The organism is Diaphorobacter oryzae DSM 22780 (assembly GCF_059568935.1).
On sequence record NZ_JCANUL010000001.1, the window covers coordinates 449,922 to 476,568 of the forward strand.

At 68.9% G+C, this 26,647-nt stretch carries 25 protein-coding genes; 20 read left to right on the plus strand and 5 right to left on the minus strand.

The window, feature by feature from the left end:
- Positions 1-25: 25 nt before the first annotated feature.
- The 11 genes from gcvH (at position 26) to BP68_RS02130 (ending at position 13,875) form a co-directional block, all read left to right on the plus strand.
- A complete protein-coding gene (gene gcvH / locus BP68_RS02080; protein WP_496368592.1) occupies positions 26-400 on the plus strand; it encodes a glycine cleavage system protein GcvH in 375 nt (124 codons plus the stop codon).
- A 74-nt stretch (positions 401-474) separates the two neighbouring features.
- Positions 475-3,366 (plus strand): aminomethyl-transferring glycine dehydrogenase, encoded by a 2,892-nt coding sequence (gene gcvP / locus BP68_RS02085; RefSeq protein ID WP_496368594.1) that lies wholly within the window; start codon positions 475-477, stop codon positions 3,364-3,366.
- 148 nt (positions 3,367-3,514) lie between these two features.
- Complete coding sequence (locus tag BP68_RS02090; protein ID WP_496368596.1) at positions 3,515-4,918, plus strand: class II 3-deoxy-7-phosphoheptulonate synthase; 1,404 nt, start codon at positions 3,515-3,517, stop codon at positions 4,916-4,918.
- A 40-nt stretch (positions 4,919-4,958) separates the two neighbouring features.
- Positions 4,959-5,369: an FKBP-type peptidyl-prolyl cis-trans isomerase gene (locus BP68_RS02095; protein ID WP_496368598.1), complete on the plus strand. Its 411-nt coding sequence runs from the start codon at positions 4,959-4,961 to the stop codon at positions 5,367-5,369.
- Positions 5,370-5,393: 24 nt separating this feature from the next.
- Complete coding sequence (locus BP68_RS02100) at positions 5,394-6,428, plus strand: MerR family transcriptional regulator (protein ID WP_496368600.1); 1,035 nt, start codon at positions 5,394-5,396, stop codon at positions 6,426-6,428.
- 19 nt (positions 6,429-6,447) lie between these two features.
- The gene (locus tag BP68_RS02105; protein WP_496368602.1) at positions 6,448-7,749 is read left to right on the plus strand and encodes an MFS transporter; all 1,302 of its coding nucleotides are present in this window, start codon (positions 6,448-6,450) and stop codon (positions 7,747-7,749) included.
- Between the two features lie 62 nt (positions 7,750-7,811).
- Entirely contained in the window at positions 7,812-9,986 is a 2,175-nt protein-coding gene (locus tag BP68_RS02110; RefSeq protein ID WP_496368604.1) for a hybrid sensor histidine kinase/response regulator, read from the plus strand.
- A gap of 1 nt (position 9,987) precedes the next feature.
- Complete coding sequence (locus BP68_RS02115) at positions 9,988-10,650, plus strand: RluA family pseudouridine synthase (protein WP_496368606.1); 663 nt, start codon at positions 9,988-9,990, stop codon at positions 10,648-10,650.
- Positions 10,651-10,685: 35 nt separating this feature from the next.
- Positions 10,686-11,456 (plus strand): SDR family NAD(P)-dependent oxidoreductase, encoded by a 771-nt coding sequence (locus BP68_RS02120; protein ID WP_496368608.1) that lies wholly within the window; start codon positions 10,686-10,688, stop codon positions 11,454-11,456.
- 107 nt (positions 11,457-11,563) lie between these two features.
- On the plus strand, positions 11,564-12,748 hold the full coding sequence (gene bktB / locus BP68_RS02125; RefSeq protein ID WP_496368610.1) for a beta-ketothiolase BktB: 1,185 nt from the start codon (positions 11,564-11,566) through the stop codon (positions 12,746-12,748).
- Between the two features lie 131 nt (positions 12,749-12,879).
- Positions 12,880-13,875: a Bug family tripartite tricarboxylate transporter substrate binding protein gene (locus BP68_RS02130; RefSeq protein ID WP_496368612.1), complete on the plus strand. Its 996-nt coding sequence runs from the start codon at positions 12,880-12,882 to the stop codon at positions 13,873-13,875.
- Between the two features lie 96 nt (positions 13,876-13,971).
- Here the strand turns inward: BP68_RS02130 and BP68_RS02135 are convergent, their stop codons facing one another.
- The 5 genes from BP68_RS02135 to BP68_RS02155 all read right to left on the minus strand — a co-directional run bounded on the left by BP68_RS02135 (position 13,972) and on the right by BP68_RS02155 (position 17,681).
- Positions 13,972-14,412, minus strand: a complete 441-nt coding sequence (locus BP68_RS02135; RefSeq protein ID WP_496368614.1) for a universal stress protein — start codon at positions 14,410-14,412, stop codon at positions 13,972-13,974.
- 92 nt (positions 14,413-14,504) lie between these two features.
- A complete protein-coding gene (locus BP68_RS02140) occupies positions 14,505-15,257 on the minus strand; it encodes a 2OG-Fe dioxygenase family protein (protein WP_496368616.1) in 753 nt (250 codons plus the stop codon).
- Positions 15,258-15,301: 44 nt separating this feature from the next.
- A complete protein-coding gene (locus BP68_RS02145; RefSeq protein WP_496368618.1) occupies positions 15,302-15,835 on the minus strand; it encodes a hypothetical protein in 534 nt (177 codons plus the stop codon).
- Positions 15,836-15,989: 154 nt separating this feature from the next.
- Positions 15,990-16,595: a methyltransferase gene (locus BP68_RS02150; RefSeq protein WP_496368620.1), complete on the minus strand. Its 606-nt coding sequence runs from the start codon at positions 16,593-16,595 to the stop codon at positions 15,990-15,992.
- 111 nt (positions 16,596-16,706) lie between these two features.
- Positions 16,707-17,681 carry a Bug family tripartite tricarboxylate transporter substrate binding protein gene (locus tag BP68_RS02155; RefSeq protein WP_496368621.1) on the minus strand — a complete coding sequence of 325 codons (975 nt, stop codon included), beginning with the start codon at positions 17,679-17,681 and terminating at the stop codon, positions 16,707-16,709.
- 332 nt (positions 17,682-18,013) lie between these two features.
- Between BP68_RS02155 and BP68_RS02160 the strand changes: the two genes are divergently transcribed.
- The 9 genes from BP68_RS02160 to BP68_RS02200 all read left to right on the plus strand — a co-directional run bounded on the left by BP68_RS02160 (position 18,014) and on the right by BP68_RS02200 (position 26,612).
- Positions 18,014-18,337 (plus strand): ArsR/SmtB family transcription factor, encoded by a 324-nt coding sequence (locus tag BP68_RS02160; RefSeq protein ID WP_496368623.1) that lies wholly within the window; start codon positions 18,014-18,016, stop codon positions 18,335-18,337.
- 11 nt (positions 18,338-18,348) lie between these two features.
- Entirely contained in the window at positions 18,349-18,855 is a 507-nt protein-coding gene (locus BP68_RS02165) for an ArsI/CadI family heavy metal resistance metalloenzyme (protein WP_496368625.1), read from the plus strand.
- A gap of 5 nt (positions 18,856-18,860) precedes the next feature.
- Positions 18,861-19,367, plus strand: a complete 507-nt coding sequence (locus BP68_RS02170) for an arsenate reductase ArsC (protein ID WP_496368627.1) — start codon at positions 18,861-18,863, stop codon at positions 19,365-19,367.
- Positions 19,368-19,400: 33 nt separating this feature from the next.
- Entirely contained in the window at positions 19,401-20,483 is a 1,083-nt protein-coding gene (gene arsB, locus BP68_RS02175) for an ACR3 family arsenite efflux transporter (protein ID WP_496368629.1), read from the plus strand.
- A gap of 419 nt (positions 20,484-20,902) precedes the next feature.
- Positions 20,903-22,021, plus strand: coding sequence for an acyltransferase family protein (locus tag BP68_RS02180; RefSeq protein WP_496368631.1), 1,119 nt, complete (start codon positions 20,903-20,905; stop codon positions 22,019-22,021).
- A gap of 273 nt (positions 22,022-22,294) precedes the next feature.
- Positions 22,295-23,641, plus strand: a complete 1,347-nt coding sequence (argA, locus tag BP68_RS02185) for an amino-acid N-acetyltransferase (RefSeq protein ID WP_496368633.1) — start codon at positions 22,295-22,297, stop codon at positions 23,639-23,641.
- Between the two features lie 576 nt (positions 23,642-24,217).
- The gene (locus tag BP68_RS02190; RefSeq protein ID WP_496368635.1) at positions 24,218-24,565 is read left to right on the plus strand and encodes a RidA family protein; all 348 of its coding nucleotides are present in this window, start codon (positions 24,218-24,220) and stop codon (positions 24,563-24,565) included.
- A 29-nt stretch (positions 24,566-24,594) separates the two neighbouring features.
- Positions 24,595-25,839 carry a D-amino acid dehydrogenase gene (locus BP68_RS02195; RefSeq protein WP_496368637.1) on the plus strand — a complete coding sequence of 415 codons (1,245 nt, stop codon included), beginning with the start codon at positions 24,595-24,597 and terminating at the stop codon, positions 25,837-25,839.
- A complete protein-coding gene (locus BP68_RS02200) occupies positions 25,836-26,612 on the plus strand; it encodes a maleate cis-trans isomerase family protein (RefSeq protein ID WP_496368639.1) in 777 nt (258 codons plus the stop codon). The genes BP68_RS02195 and BP68_RS02200 overlap by 4 nt, the downstream gene beginning before the upstream one ends.
- Positions 26,613-26,647: the final 35 nt, after the last annotated feature.

A 26,647-nucleotide genomic window follows, 5' to 3' on the forward strand; every position in this document is an offset into this window, starting at 1 on the left:
ATCCCATCTATTTCCCGGAGCCCCCATGAGCATCCAGTTTTCCAAAGACCATGAATGGATCAACGCCGCCGATACGACCGCCGCGGTCGTGGGCATCACCGTCCACGCGCAGGACGCGCTGGGCGACGTGGTGTTCGTGGACCTGCCCGCCGTGGGCGCCAGCTTCGCCCAGGGCGACGTGGCCGGCGTGGTCGAGTCGGTGAAGGCCGCGGCCGACGTCTACATGCCCGTGTCGGGCGAGATCGTCGAGGTCAACGAGGCCCTGCGCGCCGACCCGTCGCTCGCCAACACCGACCCCCTGGGTGCCGGCTGGTTCTTCAAGGTCAAGCTCAGCGACGCTGGCCAGCTGGCCGGCCTGATGGACGAGACGGCCTACACGGCCTTCGCCCAGAACGCCTGATGCAGCAGCGGCGCCGCACACCACCGTGCGGCGCCCCACTCACGCCCCATCGCACTTGAGACTGATCCCTCGCCATGCAGATGCCCTCCCCCCTGCCCCTTGCTGCGCTCGAAAACGCCGCTGAATTCCTGCCCCGCCACATCGGCATCGACGCCGCCGACGAGGCCCACATGCTGTCCGTGATTGGCGAGGCCTCGCGCCGCAGCCTGATCGACTCCATCGTCCCGCGCTCCATCGCGCGCAGCCAAGACATGGACCTGCCGCCCTCCACCACCGAGGCGGCCGCGCTGGCCGAACTGAAGGCGCTGGCGGGCAAGAACCGGGTGCTCAAGAGCTTCATCGGCCAGGGCTATTACGGCACGCACACGCCGGGCGTGATCCTTCGCAACATCCTGGAGAACCCCGCCTGGTACACGGCCTACACGCCGTACCAAGCCGAGATCAGCCAGGGCCGCATGGAGGCGCTGGTCAACTTCCAGACCATGGTCTGCGACCTGACGGCCATGCCCATCGCCAACGCCTCCATGCTCGACGAGGCCACGGCCGCCGCCGAAGCCATGACGCTGGCCAAGCGCTCGGTCAAGTCCAAGAGCAATGTCTTCGTGGTCGCTGGCGACGCGCATCCGCAGACCATCGAGGTCATCCAAACCCGCGCCGCGCCGATCGGCATCACCGTGGTGGTGGCGAACTCGGCGCAGGAATGGGAGGCCGCACTGGCCGGCGATTTCTTTGCCGCCCTCATCCAGTACCCCGCCAGCAGCGGCTGGGTGCAGGACTGGCAGGCCGACGTGCAAGCCATCCACGCCAAGCAGGCCGCCGCCATCGTCGCCACCGACCTGCTGGCGCTCACGCTGCTGAAGGCCCCCGGCGAATGGGGAGCCGACATCGTGGTGGGCTCCACCCAGCGCTTCGGCATGCCCATGGGCGCGGGCGGCCCGCATGCGGCCTTCATGGCCTGCCGCGACGAGTTCAAGCGCAGCCTGCCCGGCCGCCTGGTAGGCGTGAGCGTGGACGTGCACGGCAAGCCCGCCTACCGCCTGGCGCTGCAGACGCGCGAGCAGCACATCCGCCGCGAAAAGGCCACCAGCAACATCTGCACGGCCCAGGTGCTGCCGGCGGTGATCGCCAGCATGTACGCCGTGTACCACGGCCCCGAAGGCCTGACGCGCATCGCCCGCCGCGTGGCACGCTTCACGGCCATCCTGAGCCGGGGCCTGGCGCAACTGGGCTTTGCCAGCCGCCACCATGGCACGGCCTTCGACACCCTCAGCCTGCACACCAAGGATGCTACTGATTCAATAGCTGCTCGCGCAGTACAGGTGGGCGCAAACCTGCGAAAAGCCTGGAATGAGTACCTGTGCATCTCGCTGGACGAGACCACGACCCGCGCCGACATCGAACTGCTGTGGAAGGTCTTTGCCCGGGACGGCCAGCCGCTGCCCACCATCGAGGCCATGGACGCCGGCGCCCCCTCGCTGATCCCCGAGACCCTCGCGCGCACCAGCGCCTTCCTGACCCACCCGGTGTTCAACACCCACCACTCCGAAACCGGCATGCTGCGCTACATCCGCCAGCTGTCCGACAAGGACCTAGCGCTGGATCGCAGCATGATCCCGCTGGGCTCGTGCACCATGAAGCTCAACGCCACAAGCGAGATGATCCCCATCACCTGGCCCGAGTTCGCCCAGGTGCACCCCTTCGCGCCAGCCGATCAGCTGGAGGGCTACCGCCTGCTCGACGAGCAGCTGCGCGCCTGGCTGTGCCAGGCCACGGGCTACGCCGGCATCAGCCTGCAGCCCAACGCCGGCAGCCAGGGCGAGTACGCCGGCCTGCTGGCCATCCAGGCCTACCACCAGGCGCGTGGCGAGGGCCACCGCAACATCTGCCTGATCCCCAGCAGCGCGCACGGCACCAACCCCGCCAGCGCGCAGATGGTGGGCATGCAGGTGGTGGTGACCCAATGCGACGCCAACGGCAACGTGGACCTGGCCGACCTGCAGGCCAAGTGTGAGCAGCACAGCGCCAACCTCGCCTGCGTGATGATCACCTACCCGAGCACGCACGGCGTGTTCGAGACGCAGGTCAAGGAGCTGTGCCAGCTCGTGCACCGCCACGGCGGCCGCGTCTACGTGGACGGCGCCAACATGAACGCCCTGGTGGGCGTGGCCGCGCCCGGCGAATTCGGCGGCGACGTGAGCCACCTGAACCTGCACAAGACCTTCTGCATTCCGCACGGCGGCGGCGGCCCCGGCGTGGGCCCGGTGTGCGTGGTGGAAGACCTGGTGCCCTATCTGCCCGGCCATGCCACGGGCGGGGTTGCTTCCAAAGTAGGAGCTGTCAGCGCAGCACCCTTGGGCAATGCGGCCGTTTTGCCCATCAGCTGGATGTATATCCGCATGATGGGGGCAGAGGGCCTGAAGGCCGCTACCGAGACGGCTATCCTCAGCGCCAACTACATCAGCGCGCGCCTCAAGGACCACTACCCCACGCTGTACGCCAGCGCCAACGGCCATGTGGCACACGAGTGCATCCTGGACCTGCGCGGCCTGAAGGAGACCAGCGGCGTAATGGCCGAGGATGTGGCCAAGCGCCTGATCGACTACGGCTTCCACGCGCCCACGCTGTCCTTCCCCGTGCCCAACACGCTGATGGTGGAGCCGACCGAGAGCGAGACGCTGTTCGAGCTGGACCGCTTCATCGACGCGATGATCGCCATCCGGGACGAAATCCGCCAGATCGAAAGCGGCGCCCTGCCCCAGGACAACAACCCGCTCAAGAACGCGCCGCACACGGCCGAGAGCCTGCTCGCCGGCGAATGGAGCCGCCCCTACACGCGCGAGGCCGCCGCCTACCCCGTGGCCGCGCTGCGCCAATCCAAGTACTGGAGCCCCGTGGGCCGCGTGGACAACGTCTATGGCGACCGCAACCTGTTTTGCAGCTGCGTGCCGGTGGGCGAACTGGCCTGACCCCAGGCTCCAGCCGCCGTGGCCCCGGCCACGGCGGCGGGGGCGACAGTGGCCGCAGGCTGGCAACGCGCCGCCGCTCTATCATTGACAAGCAGGCGAAAGAAGGCGCTTCCTTCTATCCGCCGCGTTGCACACCCGCCCCTGTCCCATGCGCACCACTCCTCCTCCACCCGCACCATCCCCATCGCCCGCCTGGCAGCCCGACAGCTGGCGCACGCGCCCTGTGCGCCAGATGCCCGACTACCCGGACCCGCAGGCGTTGGATGCGGCCTGCGCCCAGTTGCGCCAGTTCCCCCCCCTGATCTTTGCCGGTGAGGTACAGGCCCTGCGTGCCCAACTGGCCGAAGTGGCCGCGGGCCGTGCCTTTCTGCTGCAGGGCGGCGACTGCGCCGAGAGCTTTGACACGCTGGATGGCGAGGCCGCGCGCGAAACCTTCCGCGTGATGCTGCAGATGGCTGTGGTGCTGACCTATGGCGCCGCGCGCCCGGTGGTCAAGGTGGGACGCATCGCCGGGCAATACGCCAAGCCGCGCTCGGCCGACACCGAAACCCAGGGTAGCGTGACCCTGCCCAGCTACCGGGGCGACATCGTCAACGGCGCAGGCTTCAGCGCCGCCGAGCGTGCGCCCCAGCCCGAGCGCCTGCTGCGCGCCTACTCGGCCAGCGCCGCCACGCTCAACCTGCTGCGCGCCCTGGCCCAGGGCGGCTTTGCCGACCTGCACCAGTTGCACGGCTGGACGGCGGACTTCGTGCGCGCCAGCCCCCAGGGCCAGCGCTACCAGGAACTGGCCGACCGCATCAGCGAAACCCTGGGCTTCATGGCCGCCTGTGGCTTCACCTCCGACAACACGCCGCAGCTGCGCGAGGTGGCCTTCTACACCTCGCACGAGGCCTTGCTCCTGCCCTACGAGGAAGCACTGACGCGGCGCGAAGCCCCGCTCGCAGGCACCACACGGCAGGCCGACTGGTTTGGCGCATCGGCCCACATGCTGTGGCTGGGCGAGCGCACGCGCCAACTGGACGGCGCGCACATCGAATACCTGCGCGGCATCGCCAACCCGGTCGGCGTCAAGATCGGCCCCGGCGCCAGCGCCGAAGACGTACTGGCCCTGCTGCAAGCACTCGACCCCGCGCGCGAGCCCGGCCGCGTGGTGCTCATCACCCGCATGGGCGCCGGCCAGTTGCCCGCCAAGCTGCCGCCGCTGCTGGCCGCCGTGAAGGCCAGCGGCCACCCCGTGGTCTGGAGCTGCGACCCCATGCACGGCAACACCACCACCACCGCACAGGGCGTCAAGACACGCGACTTTGCCAAGGTGGTGCAGGAGGTGCGCGAGTTCTTTGCTGCCCATGCCCAGGAGGGCACCGTGGCTGGCGGCCTGCATGTGGAGCTGACCGGCCAGGACGTCACCGAATGCCGGGGCGGCGGCCAGAACCTGACCGACGAGCAGTTGCAAACCCGCTACACCACCGCCTGCGACCCCCGCTTGAACGGCTCTCAAAGCCTGGAACTGGCGTTCCTGGTGGCGGATCTGCTCAAGGCGCAGCGGGGGTGAGGGCCACGTACACTGCCCCTTTCATCCACCGAGGAACACCGTGCGCCCTTTCGCCCAAGCCCTGCTGATCTGCCTGCTGGCCGCCCCCCTGGTCCACGCCCAGCAACCCGCCAAGCCAGTCACCACCGCCAGCGGCCTGGTCTATGAATCGCTCAAGGAAGGCAGCGGCGATGCGCCCAAGGCCACCGACACCGTCAAGGTGCATTACAAGGGCACCTTCCTCGACGGCAAGGAGTTCGACAGCTCCTACAAGCGCGGCCAGCCCACCGAGTTCCCGCTGAACCGCGTGATTCCCTGCTGGACCGAAGGCGTGCAGCGCATGCAACCCGGCGGCAAGGCCAAGCTGACCTGCCCGCCCGGCATCGCCTATGGCGAGCGCGGCGCGGGCGGCGTGATTCCACCCAATGCCACGCTGAACTTCGAGATCGAGCTGATCTCCGTGCGCCGCTGAAGGACATGATGGGGACAGGTCAGGATGCTGCGGGTCGGTGATCTTGCGCGGCGCACCGGCCTCACGGTGCGCACGCTGCACCACTACGACGACATCGGCCTGCTAGCCCCCTCGGGCCGCTCCGCGGCGGGCTACCGCCTCTACAGCCAGGCCGACGTGCAGCGGCTGCACGGCATCCAGACGCTGCGCCACCTGGGCCTGGCGCTGGCCGACATCGCCGGTCTGCTGGCCGGCGATGGCGTGGAGCCCGAACGCATCATCGCGCAGCAAATCCGTGCGCTGGACCAGCAGATTACCCAGGCCACCGAGCTGCGTGCGCGCCTTGCCCTGCTGCGCGACGGGCTGGTGGCCGGTGCCGAGCCCGACATGGGCAACTGGCTCGAAACCCTGGCGCTGATGACCACCTACGGCAAGTACTTCAGCGCCGCGGAGCTCAAGCGCATCTTCGAGAACTGGCAGCGCATCGAGGCCGACTGGCTTGCGGTCCGCCGTCTCGTGCACGATGCCATGGACCGCCAGCTGCCCATCGATACCCCCGAGGTCCAGGCCCTTGCCTACCGCTGGATGGCACTCATGCTGTACTGGATGGACGGCGACCTGGACCTGCTGGAGCGCTGGGGCCACATGTTCCGCACCGAGCCCAGCACGCAGGGACGCAACCACGCACCGTCGGGCGACATGATCGCCTTCATCGAGGCCGCCATCGCGTTGCGCATGGGCCTGCTGTCCAAATACCTCGACCGCGCGGACCTGCGCCGTCTCGGCCATGTGCCCCACACGCAGTGGGCCGCGCTGGAGCGCGACGTGCTGCAGCTGATGGAGCGGCGCCTGCCGCCGCACAGCAGCGAGGCCATGGCCGCCGCCCTGCGCTGGAGCGCGCTGTTCGACACCCTGACCCGCCACGACCCGCAGCTGCGGCGCAAACTGCTCGCCGCGACGGCCAGCGAGCCGCTGCTGCAGGCGGGCTCGCCACTGAGCACGCCGGTGCGCGCCTATCTGCTGTCCGGCCTCGCCTTCGTGCAAAGCCACGACAACGCACTTGACCCTCACGCAACGTGAGGCCCCACAGTCGGCTCCCATGCAAGCCGACAAGACTCCCTCATCCCCTCCGGGCGGCACGCTCCTGAGCGACCGCAACTTCCGCTGGCTCACGGCCAGTTCCGCGCTGTCCATGCTCGGCGACCAGTTTTCGCTGATCGCCATGCCCTGGCTGGTGCTGCAGATGACGGGCGACACGCGCGTGCTCGGCACGGTGCTGGCCCTCATGAGCGTGCCGCGTGCGGTGTTCATCCTCGTGGGCGGCGCCATCGTGGACCGGCATTCGCCGCTGCGCGTACTGCTGCTCACGCGGTATGCGAACACCGTACTGCTTGGCACATTGGCCACACTGGTGCTCAGCGGCCACTGCCCGCTGTGGGCCCTGTATGCGCTGTCGCTGGCCATCGGCATCTCGAGCGCCTTCGGCTTTCCCGCGGCCACCTCCATTACGCCCCGTGTGGTGGAGCGCGCCCACCTGCACGCGGCCAACAGCATCGGCATGGGGTTGCGCCAGATCGGCATGTTCCTCGGGCCGCTGCTCGCGGGCCTGCTAATCGCGGGCTTCGGCGATGCCGGCGCACAGCGTGCCGGGCGCACGGGCATCGGGCTGGCCTTCGGCCTCGATGCGCTGAGCTTCGCGATATCGGCCTGGATGCTCGCCCGCGTGCGCCTGCACGCCCCTGTCGCGCCGGGCGGCACAACCGCCTCGGGCGCCGTGCTCGCGGCCGTAGCGCAGGGCCTGACCCATGTCTGGGCCGACCGCCCGCTGCGCACCTGCTTTCTCTATTGGGGGCTGCTCGCAGTGCTCGTGCTGGGGCCCATCCACATCGCACTGCCCGTGATGGCCCACGACGCACCACAGCTGGGCGCCGCCGCCTTCGGCACGCTGGTGGGCGCGCACGGCGCGGGCACGCTGGCGGGCATGGTGGCCTCGGGGATGCTGCCGCGCCTGCGGCTGGGCAGCCTGGGCACCACGCTGCTGGCCGTCGATGCCGCCATCGGCCTGCTCATCATGCCGCTGGGCCACATCGCGACCACATGGCAGGGCGCGCTGCTCATGGGAGCCGTGGGCCTGCTGGGCGGTTTCATGCAGGTCAGCGTGTTCACCTGGATCCAGCAGCGCGTGCCACCCATGCTGCTGGGCCGCACCATGGGCCTGTTCATGTTCATCTTCATGGGCCTGCAGCCCGTGGCGGCGGCCGCCACCGGGTGGCTGCTGCGTGCCGTGACGCCGGGCCAGCTGTTCACGGCCAGCGGCGGCGCGCTCATCGTGCTCGCGGCCCTGGCCGCCGTGGCCACACCCATGCGCCGCATGCAAGACGCCGCGCCCGCGCCGCGCTGAGCAGAGCGCGCCCGGCGCGTACACTGGCGGCCAGGGCCAGCCCCCGGTCCTCGCCAATCACCATGAGTCGCCCCGACCTGTCCTTTCTTCTGCGCAACGCGGCGGATACGCCCGACACGCCGCACCCGCCGGTGCCGCCCCCCGGACAGCAGGAGCGCCGCGGGGCCGGCCGCGCCAGTGGCGCCGTGGCGGAACTCATCGCCGAGCTGCGTACCTCGCAGGCCGAACTGGAGGCGCAGAACAAGGTCCTGCGCTACAGCCAGGCGGCGGCCGAAAGCGCCTCCGAGCGGTTCGAGGCGCTGTTTTCCAACGTGCCGCTATCGCTGATGGTGCTCGACGAGCACGATGTGGTGGTGCAGGCCAACTCCATGGCGCAGCGCTCCTTCCAGCCGCAGGAGAGCGACCGGCCACTAACCGCGCTGATGCCCTTCGTCGGTGCCGAGCACGCATCGCGCGTGCGCGCCACCTTTGCCGCGGCGCTGGCGCTGGGCACGGCCGAGGCCACGGAAGTCGTGTTCCACATTGACCCGCACCGCCGCATCACTGGCGACCTGCACATCGCGCGCATCGAATCGCGCACCGAGGACGAAGCTCCGCTCACGCAGTTCCTCTGCGCCGTGATCGACCAGGGCCCGCTGCTGGCCGAGCGCCAGGCCCTGCAGCACAGCGCGCAGGAACTGCAGGAACGCAATGCCCAATTGCATGCCAGCGAGCGCCGCCTGGAGGCGGTGATCAACTCCGCGCTCGACGCCATCATCTGCGTGGACCAGCACCAGCGCATCACCGTGTTCAACCCCACGGCCGCCATGCTGTTCCAGTGCGCCACCAGCGACGCCCTGGGCAGCCCGCTGCACCGCTTTCTGCCCGAAGCCCAGCAGGTGCTGGCCTTCGCCCAGCTCACGACCCAGGCCGTGCTGGGAGAGATGACGGCCCTCACCGCCTCGGGCCGCGAACTGGCCGTGGAGATCAGCGTGTCGTTCGAACGCCATGCCGAGGGCGAAACCACCACCGTGTTCGCGCGCGACCTCACGGGCAAGAAGCGCGAGGAGGCGCGCCGCAGCGCGCTAGAAGGGCAGCTGCGCGAATCGCACAAGATGCAGGCCGTGGGCACCATGGCCGGCGGCATCGCGCACGACTTCAACAACATCCTGCACGCCATCCTGGGCAACGTGGAGCTGGCCAAGGCCGATTGCGCGCCCGGCACCCCCGTGTACGAAAGCCTGCTGGAAATCGACAAGGCGGGCCGCCGCGCGCGCGACCTGGTGCGCCAGATCCTGACCTTCAGCCGCAACGAGCCGCCCAAGCGCACCGCGGTCGTGCTGGCCGAGGTGGCGCACGACACCGAACGCCTGCTGCGCGTCACGCTGCCGCCGGAGATCGAGCTGTCCCTGCGCCTGCCCCCCGACCTGCCCCCGGTGCTGGCCGACGCCACCCAGGTGGAGCAGGCCCTGCTGAACCTGTGCACCAACGCCATGCACGCCATCGGCAGCCGGCGCGGGCGCATCCAGGTGGAGGCGGCCGCGGTGCAGCCCGACCAGCGCCTGCGCACGAGCCTGGGCCTGGCCGCCGGCGACTATGTGGCCCTGCGCGTGGACGACGACGGCCCGGGCATGGACGCCGCGACGCTCTCGCGCATCTTCGAGCCGTTCTTCACCACCAAGCCCGTGGGCCAGGGCACGGGGCTGGGCCTGGCCGTGGTGCACGGCGTGATGCGCACGCACGGCGGCGGCGTCGATGTGCGCAGCACGCCCGGCCAGGGCAGCCAGTTCACGCTGTACTTTCCGGCAGCCCCCCAGACCGAGCCCCACCCGGCCGCGCCCGCCCCGGCCGCGCCCCAGGTACCGCCGCACACGCCTGCCGGCAATCGCCGCCGGCATGTGATGTACGTGGATGACGATGCGGCCCTGGTCTTCCTGGTGCAGCGCCTGCTGCGCCGCCGCGGCTACGAGGTGAGCGGCTTCACCGACCCGCGCGAGGCTGCCGACGCACTGCGCGCCGCGCCCGACCGCTACGACCTGCTGGTGACCGACTACAACATGCCCGGCTACTCGGGCCTGGACCTGGTGCGCGCGGCCCGCGCCATCCGGCCCGGCCTGCCCGTGGCGCTGGCCTCGGGCTATGTCACGGCCGAGATTGAGCAAGCCGCGCTGGCCGAAGGCGCGCGCGCGCTGATCCACAAGCCCAACGACGTCGAGGAACTCTGCGCCACCGTGGACCGCCTGGCCCATGAAGGCTGACATGGCCACGGTTGACTGCGTGCATGCAGACGACACGCTGCTGGTGCTGAACAAGCCCTCGGGCCTGCTGTGCGTGCCCGGGCGCGGCCCCGACAAGCAGGACTGCCTGAGCGCGCGCGCCCAGGCCCTGTGGCCCGACGCGCTCATCGTGCACCGGTTGGACCAGCCCACCTCGGGCCTGGTGCTCATGGCGCGCGGCGCCGCCATGCAGCGCGCGCTCAGCCAGGCTTTCTCGCAGCGCAGCGTCCACAAGCGCTACCAGGCCGTGGTGGCGGGCCGGCTGCAGCCACCTGCCGGCAGCGGCGATGCCAATGACAGTGCCTGGGGCGAGATCGCCCTGCCCATCGCCGCCGACTGGGAACGCCGCCCCCTGCGCGTGGTGGACTCCGTGCAGGGCCAGCCCAGCCTCACGCGCTGGCGCGTTCTGGCGCATGACGCGGCCCAGGCCACCACGCGCGTGGAGCTCGAGCCCGTCACCGGTCGCACCCACCAGTTGCGCGTGCACCTGGCCGCGCTGGGCCATCCCATACTGGGCGACATGCTCTACGCCGACGCCGCCACCCAGGCCCGTGCGCCGCGCCTGCTGCTGCATGCCTGCGCGCTGGGCTTTGCCCACCCGCTGCATGGCGGCTGGTGCGCCTTCGCCTCCGAACCGCCGTTCTGACCCACAGGCCGCCCCCGGCCGTTACCATCTCCGGCATGACTCCACATCTCTTTCTCCTCACCGGCGGCTCTCGCGGCATGGGCCTGGCCATGGCCCAGCAACTGCTGCAGCCCGGCCACGCGCTGATCTGCATGGCACGCCACGCCCAACCGCAGCTGGCCGACGCCGTTCCCGCCGGCGCCACGCTGGAGCAATGGACGCTGGACCTGTCGCAGGGGGCCGAGGCGGCGCAGCGCCTGCACGCCTGGCTGGCCGCACAGCCTGCCGGCCGCTACGCCAGCGCCACGCTGATCAACAACGCGGGCGTGATTCCGCGCATCGCGCCGCTGTCGGCCTGCACCAGCGCCCAAGACATGGCCGAACTGGCCAACGCCCTGCGCGTGGGGCTGGAGGCGCCCATGCTGCTCACGGCCGTCTTCCTGGGCGCCACCGAGGCCTGGGGCGCCCTGCCGCGCAAGGTGCTCAACGTGTCCTCGGGCCTGGGCCGGCGCGCCATGGCCTCGCAGGCCGCCTACTGCGCGGCCAAGGCCGGCATGGACCATTTCACCCGCTGCCTGGCGCTCGACGAAGCCCTCAAGCCCCATGGCGCCAGGGTATGCTCTCTGGCTCCCGGTGTGATCGACACCGACATGCAGATCCAGCTGCGCGGCGCCAACCCGGCCGACTTCCCGGATGTGCAGAACTTTGCCGCCCTCAAGACGGGCGACATGCTCACCTCGCCCGCCGCCGCGGCCGCCCGCGTGCTGGCCTGGCTGAACCGCGCGGATTTCGGCGCCAACCCAGTGGCCGACGTGCGCGATGCCTGACGCGCCGCCCGCGGCATCATTCACTATCCATTTGATAGCTGCTAGCGCTTATCCATAGGGCGCTACAGCCCGATTTGATTCAAAACCAACCACTGCAGGAGAGAGCCATGTCCCGTGAAGTCGTCGTCGTGAGCGCGGTGCGCACCGCCATCGGCACCTTTGGCGGCAGCCTGAAGGATGTTCCCCCCACCGAACTCGGCGCCACCGTGGTGCGCGAGTCCCTGGCGCGTGCCCAGGTCGAAGGCAAGGATGTGGGCCATGTGGTGTTCGGCCATGTGGTGAACACCGAGCCCAAGGACATGTACCTTTCGCGTGTGGCCGCCCTCAACGGCGGCTGCGCCGAGGGCACGCCGGCGTTCAATGTGAACCGCCTGTGCGGCTCGGGCCTGCAGGCCATCGTTAACGCCAGCCAGAGCATTTTGCTGGGCGATGCCGACATCGCCATCGGCGCCGGCGCCGAGAACATGAGCCGCGCGCCCTACGCCAGCCTGGCCAGCCGCTGGGGTGCGCGCATGGGCGACACCAAGATGATCGACATGATGATCGGCGCCCTGCACGACCCCTTCCACGCCATCCACATGGGCGTGACGGCCGAGAACATCGCGGCCAAGTGGGGCATCACGCGCGAGGACCAGGACCGGCTGGCCGTCGAAAGCCACAACCGCGCCGAGCGCGCCACGCAGGCGGGCTACTTCAAGGACCAGATCGTTCCCGTGATGCTCAAGAGCAAAAAGGGCGAGGTAGCCTACGCCACCGACGAGCACTTCCGCGCGGGTGCCACCATGGACGACCTGGCCAAGCTCAAGCCCGTGTTCGTGAAGGAGAACGGCACGGTGACAGCGGGCAACGCCTCAGGCATCAACGACGCCGCCGCCGCCGTGGTGCTGATGGAGGCCAAGGCCGCCCAGGCGCGCGGCGCCAAGCCGCTGGCGCGCCTGGTGGCCTACGCCCATGCGGGCGTGGACCCGAAATACATGGGCATCGGCCCCGTACCGGCCACGCAGCTGGCACTGAAGAAGGCCGGCCTCACGGTGCAGGACCTGGACGTGATCGAGGCCAACGAGGCCTTCGCCGCCCAGGCCTGCGCCGTCACGCGCGACCTGGGACTGGACCCGGCCAAGGTCAACCCCAATGGCTCGGGCATCTCGCTGGGCCACCCCATCGGCGCCACGGGCGCGGTGATCACGGTGAAGGCCGTGCACGAGCTGCAGCGCATCCAGGGCCGCTACGCGCTGGTGACCATGTGCATCGGCGGCGGCCAGGGCATTGCCGCCATCTTCGAGCGCATCTAGTCATGCGATCCCTGTGCCATCGCCGTTGGCGATGGCACGCACACGGATAGGCACGGCGACCCGGCCGATGGTTGGCCGGGCGCGCGCCAGATGCGCCGTTTCACATTCAGGTTCCCCAGGAGACATCGTTCATGCTTCGCCGACACATTCTTTCGCTTGCCACCCTCGCCTGCGCGCTGGGTGCCACCTCGATCCACGCACAGACCGCCGCACCCGCCGCGGCCGGCGCCTATCCCGCCAAGCCCATCCGCATGATCGTGCCGTTCCCGCCCGGGGGCGGCACCGACATCCTGGCCCGCCTGGTCTCCGCCAAGCTCACCGAAGCCAACAAGTGGACCGTGGTGGCCGACAACAAGCCCGGCGCCGGCGGCACCATCGGCATCACCGAGGCCGTGAAGGCCGCGCCCACGGGCTACGACATCGTCATGGGCCAGAAGGACAACCTGGTGATCGGCCCCTGGCTGTACAAGAACCTGCCCTGGGATCCGACCAAGGACCTGACGGCCGTGGCCCATGTGGCCTACACGCCCGTGGTGATCGCCACCAGCGTCAACTCCAAGTACAAGACGCTGGCCGATGTGATCAGCGCCGCCAAGGCCGCCCCCAGCAGCATCACCTACGGCTCGCCCGGCAACGGCACCTCGATCCACCTTGCGGGCCATCTGTTCGAGCAGGCCGCGGGCATCAAGCTGAGCCACATTCCCTACAAGGGCTCCAACCCGGCGCTCATGGACGCGCTGGCCGGCAACGTGGAGCTGCTGGTGTCGTCCCTGCCCTCGGCCATGGGGCAGATCAAGGCCGGCAAGCTGCGCCCGCTGGCCGTCACGTCCGCCAAGCGCAGCTCCTCGCTGCCCGACGTGCCCACGGTGGCGGAATCGGGCTTCAAGGACTTCGACGTGAGCACCTGGTACGGCGTTCTGGCGCCGGCCGGCACGCCCACCGCCGTGGTGAACACGCTCAATGCCGAGGTCAACAAGCTGCTGGCCACGGCCGAGATGAAGGCCGCCATTCACGCCCAGGGCGCCGAGCCGCAGGCCATGACGCCGGAGCAGTTCTCCACCCTGCTGAAGACCGAGTACGCGCAGTGGAAGGGCATCGTGGAGGCCTCCGGCGCCAAGATCGAGTAAGCCCGCGCGGGCGCTCTGCCAGCAACGAAAACGGCTCCCGCGGGAGCCGTTTTTCATGCCACGGGTACGGGAGCAGCCATGGCGCCCGCCCTTGGATCAGTCGCGCACCACCAGCACCGGCACGCGCGCCACGCCCAGCACGCGCTGCGTGACGCTGCCCAGCACCAGCTTTTCCAGCCCGCGGCGGCCATGCGAGCCCATGACGATGAGGTCGGCGCCCGTGCTCTCCACGGCGCGCTGGATGCCGTCGTGCACGGCATGGCCCTCGCCCACCATGGTGTTCACCGTGGCCACGCCCGCCTGCGTCACGGCGGCCTTGGCGGCGTCCAGCGCCGCGTTCGCCTCGGCCGTGGCGGCGCTCAGGTACTGCGCCTGGCCGTAGGCAAAGTCGGCACCGACACCCGTGAACGGATACGGGTCGATCACATACAGCGCCGTGACCGCGCTACCAAAGGTCTTGGCCAGGGCCGCGGCCTTGGCCACGGCCTTCATGGACGTGTCCGAGCCATCCACGGGAATCAAAATGTGCTTGAACATGGAACCTCCTGATGGGTTGGTGGAAGGCCTATGGCCCTGAAACGGTCACTAGTGTGGGGCCATGCGGCGCCCATGGTCTTGATTCGCATCAATTACTGCGCCTCATCCCCCTGAAAGCCGCCCCGCCGGCAGGTGAGGACCAGCGTGTCGCGCCAACCGCCCTCGCCGTCGGGCTGGATGGGCGTGGTTTCGTGGATCATGCGCGCATCGTCTAGCAGCATCACCGACCAGGGGGCGCTCAGGGTGAATCGCTGCCCATTGGGGCCCGCGGCCTCGAAGATCCGTGTCTCGCCGCCCTTCACTCCCTTGCGTCCCACAAGGAACACCGCGACCAGATCCACGCCGTCGCGGTGCGCTCCCTCGGGCGTGGGCCGGCCGATGCCGCCTTCGGTGTCGATGCGGAACTGGTGCGCCTCGATGAACCAGCGCTCGGGCCGGGTGGCCCACAGGGCCTGCGACAGCCCGGCCACGGCCCGCATCAGCCGCTGCCACGCTGGCGAGGCCGTGGTCGCGCCCTGCATGGGGGCGAACCAGCGCTGCATGCCGCCGTGCAAGGCGTTGTACTCCACGGGCTGCCAGTGCGCGCGGTGGGGCACCTGCTCCACCGCGTCGCCATCCACGATGAAGCAGGAATGGCGCCTGCGCCGGTAGCGACCGCCGTCCTTCAGGAAATCGTCGGGCGGCAGGTCCGCCCAGTCTGCGGCCAGGGCCTGCAGGTCGGCCGGCGTGCAGCCCGCCCACTCCGCAGCATCGCGCGGCTGCAGCACGGCGTAGCCGCGGTCGCGCAACTGTTGCACGACCTGGCATGCGGGGACATAGGGAGGAGAAAAGGTGACATGCGCCATGCCCGCAAGCTTAAGGCAAGGCAGGGACGCACGCCGGCACGGAGTCAGCGATCGTGGCGTCCGTTTCCGTTTCCGTTGCCATTGCCGCGGCCATGGCCGTTGCCCCGGCCTCGGCGGTCGTCGTCGCGATCGTGGTCGCGCCAGTGCTCGCGTCGGTCATCGTAGCGGTGCCCCTCGTAAGGGTCCCGGTCTCCGCGGTAATGGCTGGGGCGGCGTGGCGGCTCTTTCACGAAGTACACCGGCTGGCCGCAGGCCGCGTAGCGCGCGCAGTGCTTGGACCAGTTCTTGGCATGCCCCGGCGGAACGTACATGTAGATGGGCGCGCGCGGCACATAGACGGCCGGAGGGGCGATCACCACGGGCTGCGGGTACAGCAGCACGGGCGGCGCCCCGCTACCGATGTCCACGCGGCCATACACGCCGGGGGCAATCTGCCCGCCCACCGTGGCGTTCACATACCCCTGCGCGTGCGCCGCGCCACCCGCCGCGCCCATGGCCGCAGCCACTCCCAGGCAGACCAACGCGCGGCGGCCGCCATCACTGATGGAGAGAAGGCGCGAATAACTGTGTTTCATCATGATCGTGCAAATCCTGAACAAGGAACTGGCAGCAGCTTAGCCTGTGGCGGCCTGCAGGCCGCCCTCTCTTTGTAACAACACCTATCAGGCATTTCGGCACCTACCGCCCATCCATCAAGCGCAGATAGCTATCATTTCAGGAGCGTCAAAAGCCTTACCGGCCCGGCGTCTCCAGCGCGAACAGCGGCACCTGGGCCCGGTGGCTGAGCCACAGGCCGCCGCCCAGGTCGGTGAAATGCGCCTCCAGGCCGCGGCGGTACAGGGCGGCGCGGTGGCGGTACAGGCGCGGATCGGTCAGGTCCTCGTCGATGATGTCGCGTTCGTAGTCCTCGCGCGTCACCGCCTCCAGGTACAGCGCGCCGCGGCACAGGCGGCCCAGGTTGTCCAGCGCACGCCGCAGGTCCTGGGTTTCCAGGTAGGGCAGCACGCCCTGGCAGATGACGAAGTCGAACGGCTCGGCCGCCGCGTAGTCCACCACCGAGCCGCGCTCCCAGCCATAGCGCTCGCACAGATAGGCGCTGTACTCCACGCCGTGGTAGCTGGCGCCGGGCAGGTGGCGCGCCACCATGTCGCGCCACAGGCCGATGCCGCAGCCCATGTCCAGCACCCGCTCCGCGGGCACGCGCAGGTAGCGCAGATAGCTGCAGACGAAGGCCCCCAGCCGCTCGGCGTGGGCCGGGTCCACCACGCGGGTTTTCTTGTCGAAGTAATAGCGCTGGTAATACGCCTCGTCAAACCATTGCTCGCTGGCCGATTGCACGCATGCTCCTGAAACACGGCGGCGCCCAGGTGGCGCCGCGACGGCTCGAGTATGGCCCAGGCAGAAAAAAAGGCCGTGATTGCTCACGGCCTTGCTGCGAGGCGGCGGCGCTCAGTCCGCCGTGGCGCCCGATGCCTTCACGGCCGCACCCCAGCGCTGGATGTCAGCGGCGATCAGCTTGCCGAAGTCGGCCACGCTCAGGCCATAGGCCTCGGCGCCCAGCTCGGAGATCCGCTGCTTCACGTTCTCTTGCGCCAGGATGTCCTGCACATACTTGTTCATGCGCTCGGCCAGGGGCTTGGGCAGATTCTTCGAACCGATCATGCCGTACCAGGGCTCGACATCGAAACCCGGGAAGCCCTGCTCGGCCAGCGGCTTCACGCCGGGAAACTTGGGCGAGGCGGTCTTGCTGGTGATGGCCAGGGCCTTGATCTTGCCGGCGTCGATCTGCGGCTTGAGCGGCACGGGGTTGTCGATGGCGTACTGCACCTCGTTGGCCATCACGGCCAGGATCAGCGGAGCGGAGCCCTTGTACGGCACGTGCATGGTCTTGGCCTTGGCCTGCATGTGGAACATCTCCACGATCATGTGCTGGGGCGAGCCCGCGCCGGCCGAGCCGAAGTTGACCTTGTCGGCCTTGATCTGCTTGAGCAGCTCATCCACCGTGTTGATGCCCGAAGTGGCGCCCGTCACCAGCAGGAACGGTGCCTTGGCGATGGGGGTGATGGGCGTCAGGTCCTTCACCGGGTCGTAGGGTACGTTCTTGTACAGCGTGGGCGAGATCACCACCGGGCTGCTGGAGCCCACGAGGAAGGTGCCGCCATCGGGCTTGGCGCGGCTCACGTAGGCGGTGGCGATGTTGCCGTTGGCGCCGGCCTTGCTCTCGACGATCACGTTGGCCTCGATGCGCTTTTCCAGCTCGTTGGCAATGATGCGCGCCAGCATGTCGCTGGTACCGCCGGGCGCATAGGGTTGCACCAGCGTGATGGTCTTGACCGGCCAGGCATCCTTGGCGTGCACCAGGGCCGGCGCGCCGGCGGTCAGTGCCAGGGCTGCGGTAGCGGCCAGAACGGTTCTGCGGAACATAGGTTTTCCTTCCATATCGGGCCCATGGGCCCTTGCAACAGCGTCACCCGGCGGCAGGCCGCCCGGTGCAAACAAAAGCGCCCGCCAGGGCGGGCATTCGAACACAGGGTTAACCCTTGAATGGTAACCCGAAAGACCATTTCGCCCGGCCTCGACATCGTGCAAGGCGCGCCCTTACGGCCGATGATGCTATTAAATAAATAGCTCAATACGCCGTACCGGCAAGGATTTCCAGTCGAATGAACGCAGAACTACGCCAGCCGCCCGGGCTGGCCTGTCCTGGGTACGGTTTTTTCATTTCAATATTTCAACATTAGTTGTATATTTGAACCATGCAAGAACCCCAGGTCATCCGTTCACTCGCCGCCCTCGCCCAGGAGGTCCGCCTGCGCGCCTTCCGCGCCCTGGTGGTGGCCGGGCAGGACGGCATCACGCCCGGCGTGCTGGCCCAGCAGCTGGACATCGCCGCCAACACCCTGTCGTTTCACCTCAAGGAATTGACCCATGCCGGCCTGGTCAGCCAGGAGCGCCAGGGACGCAACCTGGTGTACCGCGCATCGTTCACCGCCATGAACGAGTTGCTGGGCTATCTGACCGAAAACTGCTGCCAGGGCGCCGCATGCGCGCCCGCCTCGGCAGCGCCTTGCCACTGCTGAAGGAGCACGCCATGAAACGCTTCCATGTCCATATGCACGTCGATGATCTGGCCCAGAACATCGCCTTCTACACCCGGCTGTTCGGCGCCGCGCCCACGCGGGTCGAGGCCGACTACGCCAAGTGGATGCTGGACGACCCGCGGGTGAACTTCGCCATCTCCGCACGCGGCGGCCAGGCCGGGCTGGACCACCTGGGCTTCCAGGTCGACGAAGCCGGCGAGCTGGCCGAACTCAAGGCCCGCGCCCAGGCCGCAGACCTGGCGATGCTGGACGAAGGTGCCACCACCTGCTGCTATGCGCGCAGCGAAAAGCACTGGATCACCGACCCCCAGGGCGTTGCCTGGGAGCACTTCCACACGCTGGGCGACATTCCCGTCTTCAACACGCCGGCGCAGGCCACCGCCCCCGCGGGACAGGGCTCCTGCTGCGCCCCGGCCGCCAGCGCTACCCCCGGCCCTGCTGCCGCCGCGCCCGCCTGCTGCGGCCCCCGCTCCACTGCCACCCAATCCTGCTGCTGAACACCATGTCCTCTGCGTCCACGCCCCTGAACGTCCTGTTCCTGTGCACCCACAACTCGGCGCGCAGCATCCTGGCCGAGGCCCTGCTCAACGACATGGGCGGGGGCCGCTTCAAGGCCTACTCGGCCGGCAGCAGCCCCCGCGCCAACCAGCAGCCCCACCCGCTGGGCCTGCAGGTGCTGCAGCATGCCGGCATCGCCACCGAGGGGCTGCGCAGCAAGAGCTGGGACGAGTTCGCGGCGCCGGGCGCGCCGCAGATGGATCTGATCATCACCGTCTGCGACAACGCGGCCGGCGAGGTCTGCCCGATCTGGCCCGGCCACCCGGCCACGGCCCACTGGAGCTACCCCGATCCGTCCGCGGGCGACGCCCCCGACGAGGTGAAGCGCGAGGCCTTTCGCCAGACCCTGCACCAGATCCACCGCCGCCTGGAACTGCTGGTGAGCCTGCCCGCAGACAAGCTGGACAAGGCCCGGCTGCAGAGCACGGCCCGGGAACTGTCGACCCACTGAAGCGGCCCACTGAAACAGCCCTTGAAAGCCCCCATGAACGCTTCTTGCGACATCGCGGCCCAGCCGCAGACCCCGCCCGCGCCCATGGGCCTGTTCGAGCGCTACCTGACGCTGTGGGTGTTCCTGTGCATCCTGGCGGGCATCGCCCTGGGCCAGCTCTTTCCCGCGGCCTTCCAGGCCGTGAGCGCGCTGGAGGTGGCGCAGGTCAACCTGCCGGTGGGCCTGCTGATCTGGGTGATGATCATTCCCATGCTGCTCAAGGTGGACTTCGCCGCGCTGGGCGAGGTGCGCCAGCATGCGCGGGGCATCGGCGTGACCCTGTTCGTGAACTGGCTGGTCAAGCCGTTTTCCATGGCGCTGCTGGGCTGGGTGTTCATTCGCCATGCGTTCGCCCCCTGGCTGCCGGCCGAGCAGATCGACAGCTACATCGCCGGCCTGATCCTGCTGGCGGCCGCGCCGTGCACGGCCATGGTCTTCGTCTGGAGCCGGCTCACGGGCGGCGACCCGCTGTTCACCCTGTCGCAGGTGGCGCTGAACGACGCCATCATGATCGTGGCCTTCGCGCCGCTGGTGGGGCTGCTGCTGGGCCTGTCGGCCATCACGGTGCCGTGGGACACGCTGCTGGTGTCCGTGGGCCTGTACATCGTGGTGCCCGTGGTACTGGCGCAGTGGCTGCGCCGCCGCCTGCTGGCGCGCGGGCCCGCGGCCTTCGAGCGCGCGCTGGCGCGCATCGGCCCCTGGTCCATGGCGGCCCTGCTGGCCACGCTGGTGCTGCTGTTCGCCTTCCAGGGCGAGGCCATCCTGCGCCAGCCCCTGGTGATCGCGCTGCTGGCCGTGCCCATCCTGATCCAGGTGTTCTTCAACTCCGCCCTGGCGTACTGGCTGAACCGGGCCCTGGGCGAGAAGCACAGCGTCGCCTGCCCGTCGGCCCTGATCGGCGCCTCCAACTTCTTCGAGCTGGCCGTGGCCGCCGCCATCAGCCTGTTCGGCCTGCAGTCGGGCGCGGCCCTGGCCACGGTGGTCGGGGTGCTGATCGAGGTGCCGGTGATGCTGCTGGTGGTGCGCGTGGTGAACCAGACCCGGCCCTGGTACGAACGCAACCGCGCCACCGTCTGAGGCGCGCCCCGACAATTGCTATACATTCAATAGCTTGTTGCACTTTGTACGCAAGAGAAAACGGCCTTTTTTCCTCCCATCTTCTCGACCCGCCAGCGCCCTTGGCGTGTGGCGCCGGAAAGTCACCATTGCAAATGCCTGGTGACATTCGGCTACCAACGCACCCGCCCTCCCTCACTACAATCCGCCGCGCCGGGCGCTGATCCGGCTGCGTCCTTGCAGCGCCGGCACAGGGGGCATGCGCCGGCACACCGGCCGGCCAGCCCCCAGCCCGCCCCGGCGGATGTGTTTGTGTTCATGGCTGGCCCCAGGGCCCCACGCCCTGCCAGTCCCGCGGCGGCCGCATGGCCGCCTCGCTTCGGAGGTATCCCTTTTTGGCAGAGAAGTTTGAGGGTGTCCGTCAGCATGACGGCCCCACCGTGAAAGCCCCTTCCCCTGGCCACCCCGCCCTGGCCTACAACCCCGCCCTGGACGGGCTGCGCGGCGTGGCCATCTTGCTGGTGATCCTGTCGCACGCCCACGCACCGCTGTTCGATGGGGCGTTCTACGGGGTGGACCTGTTCTTCGTGCTCAGCGGCTTTCTGATCACCTCGCTGCTGCTGCAGGAGCTGCGGCACAGCGGGCGGCTGGACTACTGGCGCTTTTACCGCCGGCGCCTGTACCGGCTGATGCCGGCGCTGGCGCTGTTCCTGGGCGCCTACTGCGTGTTCGCGCCCCTGCTGTGGCCCGGGCTGGAGGACGTCTATACCGACGCGCTGGTGTCGCTGCTGTACCTGGCGGACTACGGCATTGCCTTCTTCGACAGCCCGGACACGCTGTTGCACATGTGGTCGCTGTCGGTGGAGGAGCATTTCTACCTGGTCTGGCCGCCCGTGCTGGTGCTGCTGGCGCGCTTTTCGCCGCCGGGCAAGCTGTGGCGCCCGGTGCTGGGCCTGCTGGTGCTGGCCTGGGCCTGGCGCGTGCTGTGGGTGGCACAGGGCCAGCAGTTCTACGAGATCTTCTTTCGCTTCGACACGCGCGCCACGGGCCTGCTGGCCGGCAGCCTGCTGGCGGCGCTGGTGCTGGAGCAGCCGGCCTGGTTCCAGGCGCTGCGCCGGCGGCTGAACCACTTCATGTGGGTGGTGCTGGCCGTGCCGCTGCTCATGGCCCAGTCCTGGGACGACATGAACGCCATGGTCTGGGGCATGACGGTGGTGGAAGCCGCGGCCGTGCTGGTGCTGCTGGCCGTGCAGCAACGCGGCGGCGCGGTGTACGAGATGCTGAGCGCACCAGCGCTGATGGTGGTGGGCAAGCTGTCCTACGGCATCTACCTGTGGCATTACCCCGTGGTGCGCTACCTGCGCGCCGACCTGCCCTGGCCCGCGGTGGTGCTGCTGGGCTTCGCGATCTCGGCGGCGCTGGCGGCGCTGTCGTACTACACGGTGGAGCGCTGGGCACTGCGCCGGCGCGATGCGCAGCCCGCGCCCCGGCCGCAACGGGCATCGGCGCGCAGGCCCGCGCCGCCCCGGCTGGCCCTGTCCGCACGCGGCGGACGTTGACGGCACGCAACAGGTGCTATCACTTCAGTAGCTGGTAGCGCTTGTTGTTCGGCACTTTCAAGCCCGAACGCATTGCATCTGCCCTGGTGGCAAGCGCGATAAGCTATTAAATAAATAGCAACACAACCCGATGCCTGCAGGCATGCCGACAGCATGCGCAGCCAGCCGCTACACTGCGCGCTGCGCTTGCCGGCGCCGCTGCCACCACGAGGGGGCACCGGGTCCGCAGGCGCTTTTCGCCTTTGTCGTCCCCTTGCCCGCACACGCCCATCCATGTCCACGGTCTTCAACTTCACCTTCGTTCCCTGGTTCCGTTCCGTGGCGCCGTACATCCACAAGTTCCGGCACCAGACCTTCGTGGTGGGCCTGACGGGCGAGGCCATCGCCGCGGGCAAGCTGCAAAGCATCGTGCAGGACCTGGCGATGATCCAGGCCATGGGCGTGAAGATCGTGCTGGTGCACGGCTTTCGCCCGCAGGTCAACGAGCAACTGCACGCCAAGGGCCATGCGCCGCGCTACTCGCACGGCCTGCGCGTGACCGACTCCGTGGCGCTGGACTGCGCGCAGGAGGCGGCGGGCCAGCTGCGCTACGAGATCGAGGCCGCCTTCAGCCAGGGCCTGCCCAACACGCCCATGGCGGGCGCGCGCGTGCGGGTGATCTCGGGCAACTTCCTCACGGCGCGGCCGGTGGGCATCGTGGACGGCGTGGACTTCCAGCACTCGGGCCTGGTGCGCAAGGTAGACGTGGAGGGCATCCGCCGCACGCTCGAATCCGACGCCATGGTGCTCATCTCGCCCTTCGGCTTCTCGCCCACGGGCGAGGCCTTCAACCTGGCCATGGAAGAAGTGGCCACGCGCGTGGCCACCGAACTCAAGGCCGACAAGCTGCTGTTCCTGACCGAGGTGCCCGGCATCCTCACCAAGCCCCTGGAGCCCCAGGGCGACGACAACCCCATCGACACCGAGCTGCCCCTGGCCGCCGCGCGCCAGCTGCTGGCCCAGCTGCCGCCCGCCCAGCAGTCCACCGACGTGGGCTTTTACCTGCAGCACTGCGTGCGCGCCTGCGAGCACGGCGTGGACCGCAGCCACATCCTGCCGTTCGCGGTGGACGGCGCGCTGCTGCTGGAGATCTACGTGCACGACGGCATCGGCACCATGGTGATCGACGAGAAGCTGGAAGAGCTGCGCGAGGCCACCATCGACGACGTGGGCGGCATCATCCAGCTCATCGAGCCGTTCGAAAAGGATGGCACCCTGGTCAAGCGCAACCGCACCGAGATCGAGCGCGACATCGCCGCCTACACCGTGATCGAGCACGACGGCGTGATCTTCGGCTGCGCCGCGCTCTACCCCTACCCCGAGGCCGGCACGGCCGAGATGGCCGCCGTCACCGTGTCGCCGCACAGCCAGGGCACGGGCGACGGCGAGAAGCTGCTCAAGCGCATCGAGCAGCGCGCCCGCATGCTGGGCCTGTCCAGCATCTTCGTGCTCACCACGCGCACCATGCACTGGTTCATCAAGCGGGGCTTCCAGCCCGTCGACCCCGACTGGCTGCCCGATGCCCGCAAGCGCAAGTACAACTGGGACCGCAAGAGCCAGGTGCTGGTCAAGAAGCTCTGAGAACGCGCTGACGTTCTGAGCCCGCGGCACGCGCGGCCGTAGCCCTCTCCACTTCCCTCGCCTTTCCCCGGAGCACGCCGTGCTCCGCGGCCGTGCACGCGCGCCACGGCCGCCTTTGGCACCCCTTTGCGCCCCTTTGCACCCTTGCCATCCGGGCCGGCTGATCCGTCGCACCGCCCCGCCCTCGCCCCCAATTCGGGGCAGCCCCGCCCCATGGCGGCCGAGTCCGCACCAACTCGGTGAAAACCACTATGCGCCGTTATTGACCATCAAAGTCACAAGTGTCTACACTTGAATAGACACTGATATCCATCAATCATCCGCATGCTTTGCACGAAGACTGAACGGCACCTGATGCATGGCAAAAGCCATTCTCTGGAGCCACGTGCGGGCTCTGCCGCGCCGCAGCCGGCGCACAGTGGCAGGCAAGGCAGGCGCCCCCCTCGGGGCGCTTCGATCCAGGCGGCGTGAGGCAGGCCCAGATTGGCATGCTTCTTGATTGCAGAAATCAGTGACAACAGAACTGTCTTCAGTTCTACGCCACCCATTCTTTACCTCATCCACCAGGAGATTCACATGAGCATTCAGCGCCTTCAGACCAACAACCGCATGAGCCAGGCCGTGGTGGCCAACGGCTTCGTTTTCCTCGCGGGCCAGGTGGCCAGCGACACGTCCGAGAACGTCGCCGGCCAGACCACGCAGATCCTGGCCAAGATCGACGCCCTGCTGGCCGAGGTCGGCAGCGACAAGAGCAAGATCGTGCAGGCCACGATCTGGCTGTCGGACCACAAGACCTTCGCCGAGATGAACACCGTGTGGGATGCCTGGGTGCCTGAAGGCCATGCCCCGGCGCGCGCCTGCGTCGAGTCGGCCCTGGCCTTCCCGCCCTACACGGTGGAAATCGGCGTGATCGCCATCCTCTGACCACGCACCGCCACAAGGGAATGCCTTCCATGCATACCGTGGTACTGGGCGCCGGCGTGGCGGGCATCACCACCGCCTGGTATCTGGCCGCGCAGGGCCGCCAGGTGACGGTGATCGACCGCCAGTCCGCCGCGGCCTCCGAAACCAGCTACGCCAACGCCGGCATGGTCGCGCCGGGCCATTCGTACACCTGGGCGTCGCCGCGCGCGCCCGGCGTGCTGTGGCGCTCGCTGCGCGACAGCAGCCAGGCGCTGCGCCTGAAGCTCAACCCCGATCCGCACATGTGGATCTGGCTGTGGAAGTTCCTGCGCAACTGCACGGCCGAGCGCTCGCGCATCAACACCAGCCGCAAGCTGGTCCTGTGCCGCTACTCGCAGCAGCAGCTGCAGGAACTGACGGCCGCGCAGAACCTGCAGTACGAGCGCATCAGCCAGGGGGCGCTGTACATGTACCGCGACGCCGCCTCGTTCCAGCGCGGGCAGGCCAACATGCAGATCCTGGCCGATGGCGGCATGCGGCTGGACGTGCTCGACGCCGACGCCGTCGTGGCCCGCGAACCGGCCCTGGCCGGTGCCCGCCAGCACATCGCCGGCGCGATCTACTGCCCCAGCGACGAAAGCGGCGACGCGCGCATGTTCACCCGCGCGCTGGCCGAGCGCTGCCGCGCGGCGGGCGTGCGCTTTCTCATGGACACCGCCATCGACCGCATCGAGGCCCAGGGCGACCGCATCGCCTGCGTACACACCAGCCAAGGCCCCATCACGGCGGACGAGTACGTGCTGTCGCTGGGCAGCTACTCACCCATCCTTGCGCGGCCGCTGGGCTACGGCCTGCCCATCTATCCCGTGAAGGGCTACTCGGTCACCTTCCCCATTGGCGAGCGGCACGAAGCGCCGTTGATCGCCGGGGTGGACGAGAACAACCTGGTGGCCTGGGCACGCTTTGGCGACCGGCTGCGCTTCACCGCCACGGCCGAGTTCAGCGGCTACGACACGCGCCACAGCCCGCGCGACTTCGAGCCCATGCTGCGCGCGGCGCGCCAGCTGTTCCCGAACGGCGCGGACTTCGACCGCCCGGACTACTGGGCCGGCCTGCGCCCCATGACGCCGGAGAACACGCCCATCCTGGGCGCCAGCCGCCACCGGAACCTGTTCTTCAACACCGGCCACGGCCACATGGGCTGGACCATGGCCTGCGGCACCGCCCAGATCGTGGCCGACCTCATGGGCGGGCGCCAACCCGCGATCGACATCACAGGAATGACCCTCGCATGAACGACACCGCAACCCCCTCCAGCATCAGCACCGTGCTGCCCTTCACCATGGACGAGGGCCTGATGGCGCGCGCGGCCATCGGCCTGGTGGTGCTGGCCACCGACCAGACCCTGGAGCACGAGTGGCGCCAGATCATTGACCTGCCGGGCGTGGCCTTCTTCGAGTCGCGCCTGTACAACTCGCCCGACATCACGCCGGCCACCCTCGCGTCGATGGAAAAGGACATCACGGCCGCGGTGGAGCTCATCGTGCCCGACGTGCCGCTGCAGGTCGTGGCCTTCGGCTGCACCTCGGGCTCCATCGTCATCGGCGAGGAGCAGGTGGCGCGGCGCATCCAGGCGGCCCGCCCGGGCGTGGCCTGCACCACGCCGATCACCGGCGCCGTGGCGGGCCTGCGCGCGCTGGGCGCCCAGCGCATCGCGCTGATCACGCCCTACGTGCACAGCGTGAACCAGCTCTTTGAAAGGCACCTGGTCGCCAGCGGGCTGGACGTGACGCGCATCGCCTCGTTCAACCACGCCAACGACAACGAGGTGGCGCGCATCGACGCCGCATCGCTGCGCTCGGCCATCGAAACCACCGGCGCCCATGACGACGTGGATGCCGTGTTCGTCTCCTGCACCAGCCTGCGCATGGCCACGCTGATCCGCGACGTGGAGCAGGCGCTGGGCAAGCCCGTCATCGCCAGCAACAGCGCGATGGCGTGGCACGCGCTGCGCCTGGCCGGCGTGCGCGATGCGCTGCCGCAGTTCGGCCGCCTGTTCGAGATCTGAGTCACCGCGTATTTCCGTTTTCCGTTCCACCCCCA

Coding starts and splice junctions, on each gene's coding strand:
- gcvH (WP_496368592.1), top strand. CDS start 26: ATGAGCATCCAGTTTTCCAAAGACCATGAATGGATCAACGCCGCCGAT.
- gcvP (WP_496368594.1), top strand. CDS start 475: ATGCAGATGCCCTCCCCCCTGCCCCTTGCTGCGCTCGAAAACGCCGCT.
- BP68_RS02090 (WP_496368596.1), top strand. CDS start 3,515: ATGCGCACCACTCCTCCTCCACCCGCACCATCCCCATCGCCCGCCTGG.
- BP68_RS02100 (WP_496368600.1), top strand. CDS start 5,394: ATGCTGCGGGTCGGTGATCTTGCGCGGCGCACCGGCCTCACGGTGCGC.
- BP68_RS02105 (WP_496368602.1), top strand. CDS start 6,448: ATGCAAGCCGACAAGACTCCCTCATCCCCTCCGGGCGGCACGCTCCTG.
- BP68_RS02110 (WP_496368604.1), top strand. CDS start 7,812: ATGAGTCGCCCCGACCTGTCCTTTCTTCTGCGCAACGCGGCGGATACG.
- BP68_RS02115 (WP_496368606.1), top strand. CDS start 9,988: ATGGCCACGGTTGACTGCGTGCATGCAGACGACACGCTGCTGGTGCTG.
- BP68_RS02120 (WP_496368608.1), top strand. CDS start 10,686: ATGACTCCACATCTCTTTCTCCTCACCGGCGGCTCTCGCGGCATGGGC.
- bktB (WP_496368610.1), top strand. CDS start 11,564: ATGTCCCGTGAAGTCGTCGTCGTGAGCGCGGTGCGCACCGCCATCGGC.
- BP68_RS02130 (WP_496368612.1), top strand. CDS start 12,880: ATGCTTCGCCGACACATTCTTTCGCTTGCCACCCTCGCCTGCGCGCTG.
- BP68_RS02135 (WP_496368614.1), bottom strand. CDS start 14,412: ATGTTCAAGCACATTTTGATTCCCGTGGATGGCTCGGACACGTCCATG.
- BP68_RS02140 (WP_496368616.1), bottom strand. CDS start 15,257: ATGGCGCATGTCACCTTTTCTCCTCCCTATGTCCCCGCATGCCAGGTC.
- BP68_RS02145 (WP_496368618.1), bottom strand. CDS start 15,835: ATGATGAAACACAGTTATTCGCGCCTTCTCTCCATCAGTGATGGCGGC.
- BP68_RS02155 (WP_496368621.1), bottom strand. CDS start 17,681: ATGTTCCGCAGAACCGTTCTGGCCGCTACCGCAGCCCTGGCACTGACC.
- BP68_RS02160 (WP_496368623.1), top strand. CDS start 18,014: ATGCAAGAACCCCAGGTCATCCGTTCACTCGCCGCCCTCGCCCAGGAG.
- BP68_RS02165 (WP_496368625.1), top strand. CDS start 18,349: ATGAAACGCTTCCATGTCCATATGCACGTCGATGATCTGGCCCAGAAC.
- BP68_RS02170 (WP_496368627.1), top strand. CDS start 18,861: ATGTCCTCTGCGTCCACGCCCCTGAACGTCCTGTTCCTGTGCACCCAC.
- arsB (WP_496368629.1), top strand. CDS start 19,401: ATGAACGCTTCTTGCGACATCGCGGCCCAGCCGCAGACCCCGCCCGCG.
- argA (WP_496368633.1), top strand. CDS start 22,295: ATGTCCACGGTCTTCAACTTCACCTTCGTTCCCTGGTTCCGTTCCGTG.
- BP68_RS02190 (WP_496368635.1), top strand. CDS start 24,218: ATGAGCATTCAGCGCCTTCAGACCAACAACCGCATGAGCCAGGCCGTG.
- BP68_RS02195 (WP_496368637.1), top strand. CDS start 24,595: ATGCATACCGTGGTACTGGGCGCCGGCGTGGCGGGCATCACCACCGCC.
- BP68_RS02200 (WP_496368639.1), top strand. CDS start 25,836: ATGAACGACACCGCAACCCCCTCCAGCATCAGCACCGTGCTGCCCTTC.